Origin of the sequence: Microcoleus sp. C2D2, from assembly GCF_036702495.1 — a bacterium.
GTDB lineage: Bacteria > Cyanobacteriota > Cyanobacteriia > Cyanobacteriales > Microcoleaceae > Microcoleus.
Genome location: NZ_JAUBTO010000103.1, coordinates 15,905 through 30,328, shown reverse-complemented (window position 1 = coordinate 30,328; position 14,424 = coordinate 15,905). Strand labels below are relative to the sequence as shown.

The 14,424-nt window shown below is 50.7% G+C and carries 6 protein-coding genes; 5 read left to right on the top strand and 1 reads right to left on the bottom strand.

Going from position 1 to position 14,424, the window contains the following annotated elements; all coding sequences use genetic code 11:
- Positions 1-234: 234 nt before the first annotated feature.
- Positions 235-495: a hypothetical protein gene (locus tag QUB61_RS26665; protein WP_333129858.1), complete on the bottom strand. Its 261-nt coding sequence runs from the start codon at positions 493-495 to the stop codon at positions 235-237.
- 205 nt (positions 496-700) lie between these two features.
- On the opposite strand from QUB61_RS26665, the gene QUB61_RS26660 reads away from it, so the two are divergent.
- The 5 genes from QUB61_RS26660 to QUB61_RS26640 all read left to right on the top strand — a co-directional run bounded on the left by QUB61_RS26660 (position 701) and on the right by QUB61_RS26640 (position 14,073).
- A complete protein-coding gene (locus QUB61_RS26660; protein WP_333129860.1) occupies positions 701-1,708 on the top strand; it encodes a protochlorophyllide reductase in 1,008 nt (335 codons plus the stop codon).
- 504 nt (positions 1,709-2,212) lie between these two features.
- On the top strand, positions 2,213-4,291 hold the full coding sequence (locus tag QUB61_RS26655) for a ShlB/FhaC/HecB family hemolysin secretion/activation protein (RefSeq protein WP_333129862.1): 2,079 nt from the start codon (positions 2,213-2,215) through the stop codon (positions 4,289-4,291).
- A 313-nt stretch (positions 4,292-4,604) separates the two neighbouring features.
- Positions 4,605-7,487, top strand: a complete 2,883-nt coding sequence (locus QUB61_RS26650; RefSeq protein WP_333129865.1) for a two-partner secretion domain-containing protein — start codon at positions 4,605-4,607, stop codon at positions 7,485-7,487.
- Between the two features lie 440 nt (positions 7,488-7,927).
- Positions 7,928-10,765: a two-partner secretion domain-containing protein gene (locus QUB61_RS26645; protein WP_333129867.1), complete on the top strand. Its 2,838-nt coding sequence runs from the start codon at positions 7,928-7,930 to the stop codon at positions 10,763-10,765.
- A gap of 464 nt (positions 10,766-11,229) precedes the next feature.
- The gene (locus tag QUB61_RS26640; protein ID WP_333190192.1) at positions 11,230-14,073 is read left to right on the top strand and encodes a two-partner secretion domain-containing protein; all 2,844 of its coding nucleotides are present in this window, start codon (positions 11,230-11,232) and stop codon (positions 14,071-14,073) included.
- The last annotated feature ends 351 nt before the right edge of the window (positions 14,074-14,424 follow it).

The following is a 14,424-nucleotide window of genomic DNA, read 5'->3' as shown; positions in this document are numbered from 1 at the left end:
TCTTTCCACGACTTAAGTACGTGGCACGGTATCCGTTTTTGGGCCTTGTCAATGCTTCAATCTAAAATCTAAAATCTCAAATCTCAAATCGATTGACTTCATATTGCTGTCTGGTCGAACAAACAAATCTCCATCGGATTTGAAATATTCCATAATTTCGGTTTTTCTTCTGAGGAATTCGCCCAAAGAAATCAGGAAATATTTATTATTTAACAAGTATTGACCGAAATAAGTCTAGTAACTGGAACAGCGGAGATTCTTTTCGTCCATATAAGCTCCCGGAATCCACGAAGTTCTTAAGATATCCCGACACAAATTCAGGGTTCCCATGAATAAAACACAATCATCAGGGGGGAAATATTGATGAGCTGCTTCTGGGCAAAAATTGAGATATTTGGTTTCTTGGTAAATGTATCCTTGTTTCTGCAATTGGGCTAAAAATTCTGTTTGACGATCGTAAATATTTTGTTCCATCGACCAATTTACTTTTTTCATCAAAGTCTTATGTTCGATCGGTGTTTGAGGGGCAACCAGCAAAAAGAGCGAAAATGACTCGATCTTGCCCTTGGGCCAAAAGGCAGTTGAGATCGAGAACGTTTCCTCATATCCTAATAAGCGTAGGACATTTCAAAACATCCGAGCTGCTAGCTCAGCTTTTGAGAGCCTGAAAATAATCAATAGCGGAAGCGTTTTTAACAAGATGGCACAAAATCACAAATCCACGGTTATCATTACCGGCGCTTCCTCCGGCGTCGGTTTGTACGGCGCGAAAGCTCTCGCAGACAAGGGATGGCACGTAGTCATGGCCTGTCGGGACGTGGGGAAAGCCGGAGATGCCGCCCAAGAGTTGAGCATACCTGAAGGCAGTTTCTCCATCATGCAGATTGACTTAGGCGATTTGGAGAGCGTGCGCAAGTTTGCTCGGGCATTTAAGGCAAGCGGCAGGCCTCTGGACGCTTTGGTGTGTAACGCGGCCATTTATATGCCTTTGATTAAGGAACCGCTGCGGAGCCCGGAGGGTTATGAGTTGACGATGACTACCAATCACCTGGGTCATTTCCTGCTGTGCAACCTGATGATGGAAAATATGAAGCCTTCCTATTATTCCGATGCGAGAATCGTGATTTTGGGAACTGTGACTCACAATCCAGACGAGCTGGGCGGGAAGATTCCGCCGCGCCCGGATTTGGGCAAGTTTGAGGGTTTTGAAGCGGGTTTCAAAGACCCGATTTCGATGGTTGACGGCAAGAAGTTTGAACCGGTCAAGGCTTACAAAGATAGCAAAGTTTGCAACGTGCTGACGATGCGGGAATTGCACCGCCGCTTTCACGAATCGACGGGGATTACTTTCACTTCGCTTTATCCGGGATGCGTGGCGGATACGCCGCTGTTCCGCAATCACTATCCTCTATTTCAGAAGCTGTTCCCGCTGTTTCAGAAGAATATCACGGGGGGTTACGTGTCGCAGGAGTTGGCGGGGGAAAGGCTGGCGATGGTGGTTGCCGATCCAGAATACAAGCAATCTGGGGCTTATTGGAGTTGGGGGAACCGCCAGAAAAAAAATGGCAAGTCTTTTGTGCAGAAGGTTTCTCCCCAGGCCCGCGATGATGAAAAAGGCGAGCGGATGTGGGAGTTGAGCGCTAAGTTGGTGGGATTGGCTGACGCGACTCAAATAGGTGCGGAGGCTGGTGCGGGCCGCTCTGCATAATTCATAGTTAGAAACTTCCTTTATAAGACTTGGCGGTTGAAACCGCGTCTGGGCACACCAGGTCTGCCGACGCGGACTCAAGAATAAAGGGGGGTATTAAAGTCGGATTTGCGATGATGCATCAAAATCAAAGAAACCGGGTTTTTTACAGCATCTGCCGGCTGTAACGAAGTATTTGCGCCAAAAATCCGGTTCTTGTCACTGGTGCGTCCAAAACAATTATGGTCGCGGAATCCGACTAAAAGCGTAGGTTTTTCGACCAAATCAACCGCGTTTTATACAGCTGCAGATCGACTTACACGATAATTGTTCAGATAATAACCCGGTTGGTGGGTAAGCGTTGGGAAATGAACAGGGGTCGATCGACCTTTTGGTATTTACCGCCTACGAAACTGTTAGCTGCGACGGCTGTTGCGTTTTTTTGCTGTTAAAATTGATTTTTACTTGAGGGTGCTCACTTCCTGAAAATATTTTCCCACTTAAGCGAGATAATAATTAAATCTTATGGCTTGTCGATCGCAACAACTATTTTTACTCGCTGGAATTTTTGGGTTAGTTTTGTTGGGAAAACCAGCAAAAACATCCGCTAGCACAGTTGAAATTTTGACCTCAAATGTTGAAAATTTGCCAGCAGTTAGCAGTGGAGGCGATCGAGCTTTCCTTCCCGACACTAATCTTGACAGTCGCGAAGGCTTACGGGCCGCTTACGAGGAAACGCAGTTACCCGCTGAATCAGAACTTGCGGCACTGTCGCCAACTCTACCCTTATCGGCACCTGCAGAAACTCCCGACCCGTCGCCGTTGGCGGCAAATTCTGCAGATAGCACATTAAGCACAAAAACTCAAGAAACCGAGCTTTTTAACCGAGGTCAAAAGCTAGAAGAAAATATCGATCGAAAAAAAACCGATTTGGGTATCGAGCCAGACTCGCACCTGGTCCAACTGCCCAACCCAAGCCAACTGCCCAACCCCATTCTGCCCAGAGAGCCGGAATTACCTGCACCAACAGCACCGCAACCTCCCCCGTCGTCTCCCCTCCAACCAACCCCGCTAACACCCGATCCCGGCGGTGCTACGCCGGGAATTCCGGGTACAATTAGGGTTTCGGGCTTTGAATTTGAGGGCAACACGGCTTTTAGCGATCGCGAACTCGCAGAAGTTATTAAAGAGTTTGCGGGGCGCGACATCACCTTTGCCGAACTGATCGCAGCCGAAGCAGCCGTTACTCAAAAATATGTAGCGGCCGGATACATCAATTCCGGCGCTCTAATTCCGGCCAACCAAACCTTTCCCAGATCCGGAGGTGTGGTGAAAATTCAGATTGTAGAAGGCGGATTAGATGAAATTGAGATTACTGGAAACAGGCGCTTAAATTCAAATTACGTGCGATCGCGCCTAGAGCGCGCCACCAGACGGCCGCTCAACCGAGATCGGTTGCTGGAAGCCTTGCAACTGCTGCAACTCGACCCTTTAATTGGCACTATTTCCGCCGAACTCCAAGCCGGCAGCCGCCCGGAAAACAGTCGCTTAGAAGTGCGGGTAAAAGAAGCAGACACCTTTAGCGGTGAAGTGTTCGCAGACAACAACCGATCGCCCAGCGTCGGCAGTTTTCGCCGCGGTGTTCGCATCAATCAAGCAAATTTGCTCGGTTTGGGCGACGGATTAGAAGTATCTTATGCTAACACCGACGGCAGCAATGAATTCAACGGCAGCTACACCGTCCCCGTCAACGCGCGCAACGGCACGATTAGGTTCGCTGCGAGTGCTGCTAGCACCAATATCATCGAGGAACCGTTCGATCGCGTACAAATAGAGGGGAAATCGCGGACTTACGAGTTAAGTTACCGCCAACCGATTGTCGAAAAGCCCGATCGAACTTTGGCTTTGGGACTTAGTTTTTCGCGGCAAGAAAGCGACACATTCCTGGGAGGCGAACGATTTGCGCTTTCGGCGGGAGCAAACGAGCGCGGCGAAACCCGGGTTTCGGCTGTGCGATTTTTTCAAGAATATGTGCAGCGGAGTTCCAACCAAGTTTTCGCAGCGCGATCCCAGTTTTCCCTCGGTACCAAATTTCTGGGCGCTACTGCGAACGATAGCGGCCCTGACAGTCGCTTTCTGGCGTGGCGCGGACAAGCCCAATACGTGCGGCTGCTAGCCCCAGAAACCTTGCTGATTCTGCGTTCTGACATTCAATTGGCCGATCGCCCCCTGCTTTCCCTCGAACAAATCGGGATCGGCGGCGTTCAAAGCGTGCGCGGATACCGCCAAGATTTGCTGTTAACTGATAGCGGTGCGATCGCGTCTGCGGAGGTGCGAATTCCGGTTTGGCGTGTCCCGGAAGTTGAAGGATTGTTGCAAATCGCTCCGTTTATCGATTTTGGGTTAGGGTGGAACCATTCGGGAGAAAAGCCAAATCCTGACTCTGACAAACTGCTGGGTGCAGGTTTGGGCCTAGTTTGGCAGATGGGCGATAGGTTGAATGTGCGTCTAGACTATGGTATTCCTTTGATAAATGCTCGATCGGGCGATCGAACTTTGCAGGAAAAAGGCATCTACTTTAGAATCAATTATTTTCCCTTCTAAAAACCAGGCATTTAATGACTAAATTAAGGGGCATCTTCAAAAATAGAATCCCCAGCACCCCGCAGGCTTTAAGAAATCGGGGTTCTCTTTGAATAATAGCAATGCAGCCGGAAACAATCTGGCTGTTGTAAACTGTGGGCGCCAGCCCGATGCAAAAACTTGACATAAATTTTCCGAACCGCAGAATCTAGCATGGATATTAGGTTAATACATATCTCCATAACAGCTAGTCAAGGGCAGGCTGTCGGGCTATTGGTGTCAACTTCAAACTGATAAACCGTTTCCTTCCCCCTCTTGAAACAAAGGTTATTTTATGGCTAGCACCAATTTTTACTTACTATTTTGCGCCTCACTGCTGTTGCCATCTGGGGCGATCGCCCAAATTATCCCCGATAATACCCTGGGTCCGGAAAGTTCGCGCACGGTTTCCGAGACAATTAATAATTTGCCCAGCGATCGCATAGAGGGCGGGGCTACACGCGGTTCAAGCTTGTTTCACAGCTTGCGCGAATTTAACATCAGTGAAGGGCGGGGAGCATATTTTGCAAATCCCAGCGGAATTACTAATATTTTTAGCCGCGTAACCGGGGGCAACCATTCTAATATTTTAGGAACTTTGGGAGTTTTAGGAAACGCAAATTTATTTTTAATAAACCCGAAAGGAATAGTATTCGGACAGAAGGCTAGGTTAGATGTGCGCGGTTCGTTTCTAGCTTCAACGGCAGACAGTATTGTGTTTAATAACGGCGTGGAATTCAGCAGCGCCAACCCGCAAGGTTCGCCGCTATTGACGGTTAATATTCCGGTGGGTTTGAGATTTAGAGAGAATCCCGGTGCAATAGTCAACTCATCGAGTGTCACCCAAGTAATTGAAGGCAGAACACTCCCCGTAGGTTTAGCAGTTACTCCAGGTCAAACCTTAGCACTGGTAGGAGGAGATATAATATTTAACAATGGTTTTGCCAGCGCTGTGAGTGGCAACATTCAATTAGGCAGCGTGGCAAGTCCAGATTTGGTAAGCTTCAACATCACGCCCCAAGCATTAGGTTTAGACTATAGAAATGTGGCAAAGTTTGGCAACATAGAATTATCAGGTTTATCGGCGGTGACAGCGAGCGGGCCGGGGGGAGGGGCGATCGCACTGCGGTCCGGAAACGTGATTTTGCGCGATCGCTCGAGCCTAGTATCCGATACCATCGGAAGCATGGACGGCCGCGGCATCAATATCGAAGCAGTACGATTTAGCCTTTTAGATCGAGCCTTTGTCGGCTCCATCACTACCGGAAGCGGAGCCGGAGGCCCGATCTCGGTACGAACCGCCGAGAAAATAGAACTCAAGGGAATAGGATTTGAAAACTTTCGGCGACGGCTTCTCGATCCTGGTGCAGCACAAGAGTCGCCAGATATCGCCGAGCGCGAAAGCAGCATCTCTACCGGAACCCTCGGTGCTGGCAGAGCCGGGGAGATAGCGCTCGACACCAAACGATTAACTATGCGAGACGGATCGGCAATACTCAACCCTACACTCGGTACCGGAGAGGGCGGCGGCGTGACAATTAGAGCCAGTGAATCGGTAGAAATCAACGCCTCCGGGCTGTTCACCACAACTTTTAACAGCGCAAATGCAGGCAGTATCGCTATCGAAACCGGTCAACTGAGTGTCACCGACGGAGCTCTCGTCTCGGCCTCGACTTTTGGTGCAGGCAACAGCGGAAATCTGCTCGTGAGAGCTTCTGACTCGGTAATAGTAGCTAGAGAGCGATCTGATAGCCCCTTGGATACGGCTCTAACCACTAACAGTGTTGGCGGCACGGGAAGGGCAGGAAACATCGAAATTAACACCGGCTCCCTGCGCCTAGAAGCAGGGGCTACCATCTCTTCTTCGAGCGGGGCGCAGCTAGGAGAAAGGCTGATTCCGGAGGGGGGGCCAGGCGGAAACATCACCGTCAACGCAAAAGACTCGGTGGAAGTGCTCGGCACCGCAGCAGGCTCCCTGTCTTCCCGAAGTCTAATCGCTGCGGGAACGGTTGGGAGCGGCAAAGGCGGGGATGTGACGTTGAACGCCAGACGGTTGATCGTGCGAGACGGAGGAGCTATCATAGCCGGAACTCTGGGTGCCGGAGGTGGGGGAAATGTGATTGTCACGGCCTCGGAATCCGTGGAAATAGTCGGCACTACCAGAGACGGCCTCTTTCCTAGCGCCATCGGCACAGCTTCGGGAAATTTGCTGTACCAGACTCAGTTGGGGCTGCAACCTGCATCTGGTGCGGCGGGAAGCTTGAGCATTGCGACGGGCCGGTTGAGTGTCCGAGACGGCGCAGTGGTTAGCGTCCAGAGTGATGGAACGGGGGGGGCTGGCAGCATCAATGTGGTCGCCGATTCGATCGCCCTCAACACCAAAGCCACCATTGACGGCACGAGTTTATCGGGTACCGGGGCTAATATTAACTTGCTCGCGCGAGACATCCAATTGCGCGACAACAGCCGAATTACCACCGATGCGGGTGCTGCCGAGGGCGGCAACATCACCCTCAACAGCGATATCCTAGTAGGACGAAACAATAGCGACATCACGGCCAACGCCAAGAGCGCGGAGGGCGGCCGCGTTACAGTCAATGTCCCGAATATCTTGGGCTTTGCAGCAGCGGGCCGCGAACAAGTGAAAGGCCGCTTGGGGCTCAGTGACGCTCAATTTGCAGATTTGCAACTAAGTCCTACATCTGAGCTTCCCACCAGCGACATCGCCGCTATCTCCCAAAGTAGTGGCCCGGCTTTGCAAGGTAGTGTTACATTTAGTGCTTCTGGCGTCAATCCCGCTCAAGGTTTAGTGGAACTGCCGCAAAATATTGTGGCTCCGGCTGCTTTAATGGCGGCAAATCCCTGCACGAAAGGGACCGAGAGCGCATTTACTGTCACGGGGAAAGGAGGAGTGCCAGCAAGTCCTGATGATACCCTCAGCAGCGCTGCATCCCCGTTTGCGTGGGTGGAAGAGGCAGGAAGTTCGGCAACGGACAATTTACGGGATGTAACGGATCGGCAAGCGAGGGAATTCGGGGAAATCCCGGCGAGGGAAGTTGTTCCGGCTCGCGGTTGGGTGGTGAATGGTCGAGGAGAAGTTATGCTCGTGGCGAATCAAGTTGCCGGTCAATTGGACGATCGCACGAGGCATCCTGTATCGGTTTGTCTGCCCCGATGACCAGAAAATAGCAAATGCTTTAAAAAAGGTTAATTATGGTTTTCCAATATCTCTACTTCTGGCTCGGCCTTCTTAACGAACTAAAAGACCGAGACAAATACTCTACAGCAGTTTTCAATGCTCTCAAATACAGTAGGAACCTGACCGTGCCCAGGTGTGACAACTTAACGTCAAACCGACCGTCTCTGTTGTTTGTATCCAAGTCTCGATCGCCCCGAACCTCCTTGAATAAGGGGGGGACAAGAAATCTTCTCAAATTCCCGCGAATTTCTCTTGATTTAGGGGGTTCTCGACTCGAATACCAGCGACATTTATTAGGGGTTAGGCTCGCTCGCGGTCACGGCTTGACACGGCCGTTATCCTCCCCGGTCTCTGTACTTCAATCAACCGAAAATCGCTCGATTTCAGTCGGAATTTACCTTTTACTTTTGAGTGGTTATTTGTGCCTTTTTCCCGTAGGTGCGCTCGCCCAAATTATCCCAGATAATACCCTGGGGCCGGAAAGTTCGCGCACGGTTCTCGATACAATTAATAATTTGCCCAGCGATCGCATAGAGGGCGGCGCCACGCGCGGTACAAGCTTGTTTCACAGTTTCGGCTCATTTAACATAGGTGAAGGGCGGGGAGCTTATTTTGCAAATCCCAGCGGAATTACTAATATTTTTAGCCGCGTGACAGGGGGCAATCAGTCAAATATTTTAGGTACCTTGGGAGTTTTAGGAAACGCAAATTTATTCTTAATAAACCCGAAAGGAATTGTATTCGGGCCTCAGGCTCAGTTAGATGTGCGCGGTTCGTTCCTGGCATCAACGGCAGACAGTATCGTGTTTAATAACGGCGTGGAATTCAGCAGCGCTAACCCGCAAGGAGCGCCGCTATTGACGGTAAATATTCCAGCGGGTTTAAGGTTTAGAGAGAATCCGGGTGCAATAGTCAACGCTGCGAGTGTCACCCAAGTAATTCAAGGCCAAACACTCCCCGTAGGTTTAGCAGTGCCTCCAGGTCAAACCTTAGCACTGGTAGGAGGAGATGTAATCTTTAATAATGGTTTTGCCACCGCTTTTAGTGGAAACATTCAATTAGGCAGCGTGGCAAGTCCGGGTTTGGTAAGCTTCAACATCACGCCCATAGGATTAGGTTTAGACTATACAAATGTGGCAAATTTTGGCAACATAGAATTATCAGGTTTATCGGCGTTGACAGCGAGCGGACCGGGGGGAGGGGCGATCGGACTCCGAGGAGGAAACGTGACATTGCGCGATGGCTCGAGCCTATTATCCGATACCATCGGAAGCATGGACGGCCGCGGCATCAATATCGAAGCAACACGATTTAGCCTTTTAGATGGAGCCTTTGTCGCCTCCGGCACTACCGGAACCGGAGCCGGAGGCCCGATTTCGATCCGAACCGCCGAGAATATGGAACTCAAGGGAATAGGATTTGAAAACTTTCGGCGAGAGATTCTCGATCGTGGTGCAGCACAAGAGCCCGCAGATCTCTCCGACCGCCAAAGCGGCATCTTTACCGGAACCCTCGGTGCCGGCAGAGCCGGGGAGATTGTGCTCGATACCAAACGATTAACTATGCGAGACGGATCGGTAATACTCAACCCTACACTCGGTAGCGGAGCGGGCGGCGGCGTGACAATTAGAGCCAGTGAATCGGTAGAAATCAACGGCTCCGGGCTGTTCACCACAACTTTTTACAGCGGCCAGGCAGGTACTATCGCTATCGAAACCGGTCAACTGAGTATCACCGACGGAGCCTTCGTCTCGGTCTCGACTTTTGGTGCAGGCAACAGCGGAAATCTGCTCGTGAGAGCTTCTGACTCGGTAATAGTAGCGAGAGACCGATCCGATAGCCCCCTGAATACTGGTTTAGCCACTAACAGTGTTGGCGGCACGGGAAGGGCAGGAAACATCGAAATTAACACCGGCTCCCTGCGCGTAGAAGCAGGGGCTAGCATCTCTTCTCCGAGCGGGCTGAACACAAGAGAAAGGCTGATTCCTAGGGGGGGGCCAGGCGGAAACATCACCGTCAACGCAAAAGACTCGGTGGAAGTGATCGGCAACCCAGCAGAGCCAATAGCAAACGGAATTCCTTTCGGAAGTCTGATCCTTGCGGGAACGTTTGGGAGCAGCAAAGGCGGGGATGTGACGTTGAACGCCAGACGGTTGATCGTGCGAGACGGAGGAGCTATCGTAGCCTCAACTCTGGGTGCGGGACAAGGGGGAAATGTGACTGTCACGACCTCGGAATCCGTGGAAATAGCCGGCACTACCACAAACGGCTTTGCCAGCGGCATCATCACAGCTTCGGTAGATTTGTCCCAGGCTTTGTTGGGGCTGCCACCTGCATCTGGTGCGGGGGGAAGCTTGAGCATTGCCACGGGCCGATTGAGTCTCCGAGACGGCGCAGGGGTTAGCGTCCAGAGTTTGGGAACGGGGGCCGCTGGCAGCATCAATATTGTCGCCGATTCGATCGCCCTCAACACCAAAGCCACCATTGACGGCACGAGTTTATCGGGTACCGGGGCTAATATTAACTTGCGAGCCCGAGACATCCAATTGCGCGACAGCCGAATTACCACCGATTCGGGTGGTGCCGGCGGCAACATCACCCTCAACAGCGATATCCTAGTGGGGACAAACAATAGCGACATCACGGCCAACGCCAAGAGCGCTGCAGGCGGCCGCGTTAATGTCAATGTCCCGAATATCTTGGGCTTTGCAGCAGCGGGCCGCGAACAGGTCAAAAGCAGGTTGGGGCTGACTGACGAGGAATTTGCAGCTTTGAAAGTACCACCTACATCTCTGCTTCCGAGCAGCGACATCGCCGCTATTTCCCAAAGTAGCGGTCCGGCTTTGCAAGGTACAGTTACATTTAGTCCTTCTGGCGTCAATCCCGCTCAAGGTTTAGTGGAACTGCCACAAAATATTGTCAATCCGACTGCTTTAATTGCGGCAAATCCCTGCATCCAAGGGGCCGAGAGCGCATTTACTGTCACTGGGAAAGGAGGAGTGCCACCCAGTCCTCATGATACCCTCAGCAGCGCTGCATCGGGGTGGACGTGGGTGGAAGAGGCAGGAAGTTCGGCAACGGATAAAGTACGGGATGTAACGGATCGAGCTCCGAGGGAAATCCCGGCTCGAGAAGTTGTTCCGGCTCGCGGTTGGGTGGTGAATGGTCGAGGAGAAGTTATGCTCGTGGCGAATCAAGTTGCCGGTCAATTGGACGATCGCACGAGGCATCCTGTATCGGTTTGTCTGCCCCGATGACCAGAAAATAGCAAATGCTTTAAAATTGGTCGCTTTTGTCAGCTAACAAAAGGTTAATTATGGTTTTCCAATATCTCTACTTCTGGCTCGGCCTTCTTAACAAACTAAAAGACCGAGACAAATACTCTACAGCAGTTTTCAATGCTCTCAAATACAGTAGGGACCTGACCGTGCCCAGGTGTGACAACTTAACGTCAAACCGACCGTCTCTGTTGTTTGTATCCAAGTCTCGCTCGCCCCTCCCCTCCTTAAATAAGGGGGGGACAAGAAATCTTCTCAAATTCCCCGGAATTCCTCTTGATTTAGGGGGTTCTCGACTCGAATACCAGCGAGATTTATTAGGGGTTAGGCTCGCTCGCAGTCACGGCTTGACACGGCCGTTATCCTCCCCGGTCTCTGTACTTCAATCAACCGAAAATCGCTCGATTTCAGTCGGAATTTACCTTTTACTTTTGAGTGGTTATTTGTGCCTTTTTCCCGTAGGTGCGCTCGCCCAAATTATCCCAGATAATACCCTGGGGCCGGAAAGTTCGCGCACGGTTCCCGATACAATTAATAATTTGCCCAGCGATCGCATAGAGGGCGGCGCCACGCGCGGTACAAGCTTGTTTCACAGTTTCGGCTCATTTAACATAGGTGAAGGGCGGGGAGCTTATTTTGCAAATCCCAGCGGAATTACTAATATTTTTAGCCGCGTGACAGGGGGCAATCAGTCAAATATTTTAGGAAGTTTGGGAGTTTTGGGAAACGCAAATTTATTCTTAATAAACCCGAAAGGAATTGTATTCGGACAGAAGGCTAGGTTAGATGTGCGCGGTTCGTTCCTGGCTGCAACGGCAGACAGTATCGTGTTTAATAACGGCGTGGAATTCAGCAGCGCTAACCCGCAAGGGTCGCCGCTATTGACGGTTAATATTCCGGTGGGTTTGAGATTTAGAGAGAATCCCGGTGCAATAGTCAACTCATCGAGTGTCACCCAAGTAATTCAAGGCCAAACACTCCCCGTAGGTTTAGCAGTGCCTCCAGGTCAAACCTTAGCACTGGTAGGAGGAGATGTAATATTTAATAATGGTTTTGTCACCGCTTTTAGTGGAAACATTCAATTAGGCAGCGTGGCAAGTCCGGGTTTGGTAAGCTTCAACATCACGCCCCTAGGATTAGGTTTAGACTATACAAATGTGGCAAAGTTTGGCAACATAGAATTATCAGGTTTATCGGCGGTGACAGCGAGCGGACCGGGGGGAGGGGCGATCGCACTGCGGTCCGGAAACGTGACATTGCGCGATCGGGCTGCCTTAATCTCCTATACTATTGGCGATATTAACGGTCGCGACATCACTGTTGATGCAGCACAGTTAAAAATATTAGACCAAGCCTTAATTTCAACTGCTACTACCGGGACGGGAGTGGGAGGAAATGTCACAGTTCGTGCTACTGATTCTGTAGAAATCAAAGGAATTGGATTTGATAACTTTAACCGGACTATCCTCGATGTCGGCGCAACTGGAACGCCTAGCTCTTCAAGTCTGCAAAGCGGCATAGCTGTCCTGACAGAAGGCGCAGGAAGGGCGGGGAACATTGCAGTTGATACTAAGCAGCTAAGACTCACAGAAGGCGCAAGAGTCCTCAACCCGAGCTTGAGTACGGGGAACGGAGGGAATATAGCAATTAAAGCTTCTGAATCAGTCGAGGTCAGCGCATCCGGTGCGATCGCCTCTGCTGGTAATCGAGGAAATGCAGGCACTTTAACAATTGATACCCAGAAGCTGACTGTCAGAAATGGGGGAGCCGTAGCAACCGTAACTTTGGGTGCAGGCAATGGAGGAAACTTAACTGTGAGAGCTTCCGAGCAGGTGATACTGACAGAGTACCGGCCCGATAGTTCGTTGGGTACAGGAATCGCCACTAACAGTTTTGGCGCTACGGGAAACCCAGGAAATATAGAAATTAATACACGCTCTGTGCTAGTAGAAGGGGGAACGTCGATAAGTTCTACGAGCGGGGTCGCAACAAGAGATAGGGTGATTCCTTCGGCCGGCCCGGGCGGAAATATTACCATCAATGCCACCGACTCTGTGACAATAAGTGGCAGCAGCGCCAGCGGCAGTTTACGCGAAATTCGAGAAGCCCGCAGTACAGTGGCGGCGGGGACTGTTGGGGGCGGTCGGGGCGGCGACGTGAGGATTAACACCGGGCGATTGATTGTTCAAGGTAGAGCAGGCATAGGAGCTTCTACTCTCGGGGCAGCACAGGCGGGAAACATCACCATCGACGCTTCGGAGTCGGTGGAAGTGGTTGGAATTAAAGAGGAGTTGTCTAGTGCCGGCATAGAGACTGGCTCTGGGGAGCGTTTGCTGCAGAATTTCTTCCAGCTTCCACCCCCCACAGGGGCAGCGGGAAACATCAGCATTGCCACGCCAAGGTTGACTGTCCGGGACGGGGCAACAATCGGTGTCGGGAGTTTGGGATCGGGAAATGCTGGCAACATTAACGTTGTTGCAAATTCTATCCGCCTTGACACCAAAGGTAGTATTGACGGTAGAACTCAATCCGGTGCAGGAGCAAATATTAACCTCGAAGCGGGAGATATTCAGTTACGCCGAGGTAGCAGAATTACCACGGATGCAGGTACTTCTGATGGTGGCAATATCAACATTAAAAGCGAGATTCTGGCTACTCTCCCGCCAGAAAATAGCGATATTACTGCTAATGCGCGATCGGCCCGAGGTGGTCGGGTTAATCTCAATGTTCCCAATGTTTTCGGGTTTACAGCAGTTACTCGCGAACAGGTTCGAGGTGCTTTGGGATTAACAGATGCTCAATTTGGTGTTCTGGAAGTAAGTCCTACTTCTCTAGTTCCTACCAGCGATATTGCGGCTATTTCCCAAAGTAGTGGCCCGGCTTTGCAAGGTACTGTAACATTTAGTTCTTCTGGGGTGAATCCCGCTCAAGGTTTAGTGGAACTGCCACAAAATGTGGTGAATCCGGCTGCGTTAATTGCTACAAATCCCTGCATCCAAAGAGCCGAGAGCGAGTTTACGGCTACTGGGAAAGGAGGAGTGCCACCAAGTCCTAATGATGTTCTCAGCAGCGCTCGATCGCCGTTGCCGTGGGTGGAACCAGCGGTAGGTGAAAGTCAGCAAGTAGAAGACCAAAGAGCATCCATAGAAATTCGGGCAACAGAAATTATTCCCGCTCAAGGTTGGGTAATGGACGATCGAGGACAAGTAACGCTGGTAGTGCATAATTCAGGTGTTGGTGCATCTATTCGCAGTCCGAAACCCACGGGTGTTTGCGTACCTCAATAGGTACTTTTCAGTTACTGTCTTGAAGTAATGTCATTGTAAAACCACTAAGCTGTTCTGAATTTAGATTTAACTTTACTTTATGAGCCTCCGCAGCAGTAGTAGTGTGGGGGATCGATGAGCATCGTCTGGACTTAAAGTCAATAATTCGGCGAGTTTGGGTTGGCTATATGTAGATTTTAGGGAAGCGGAAGCGTGGGAGCGTCAAAGCACGATGCCGATGAATGGATTCTCGATTACAACTGCGATCCCCCTCAGACAGGAAGATATTAATTTTAATGACGAGAACTAAATAACAAATTGACAACACGATCAAAAAGCTCTAGAGTATTGCCAAAAAGATGCTTGCATAAA

Coding starts and splice junctions, on each gene's coding strand:
- QUB61_RS26665 (WP_333129858.1), bottom strand. CDS start 495: ATGAAAAAAGTAAATTGGTCGATGGAACAAAATATTTACGATCGTCAA.
- QUB61_RS26660 (WP_333129860.1), top strand. CDS start 701: ATGGCACAAAATCACAAATCCACGGTTATCATTACCGGCGCTTCCTCC.
- QUB61_RS26655 (WP_333129862.1), top strand. CDS start 2,213: ATGGCTTGTCGATCGCAACAACTATTTTTACTCGCTGGAATTTTTGGG.
- QUB61_RS26650 (WP_333129865.1), top strand. CDS start 4,605: ATGGCTAGCACCAATTTTTACTTACTATTTTGCGCCTCACTGCTGTTG.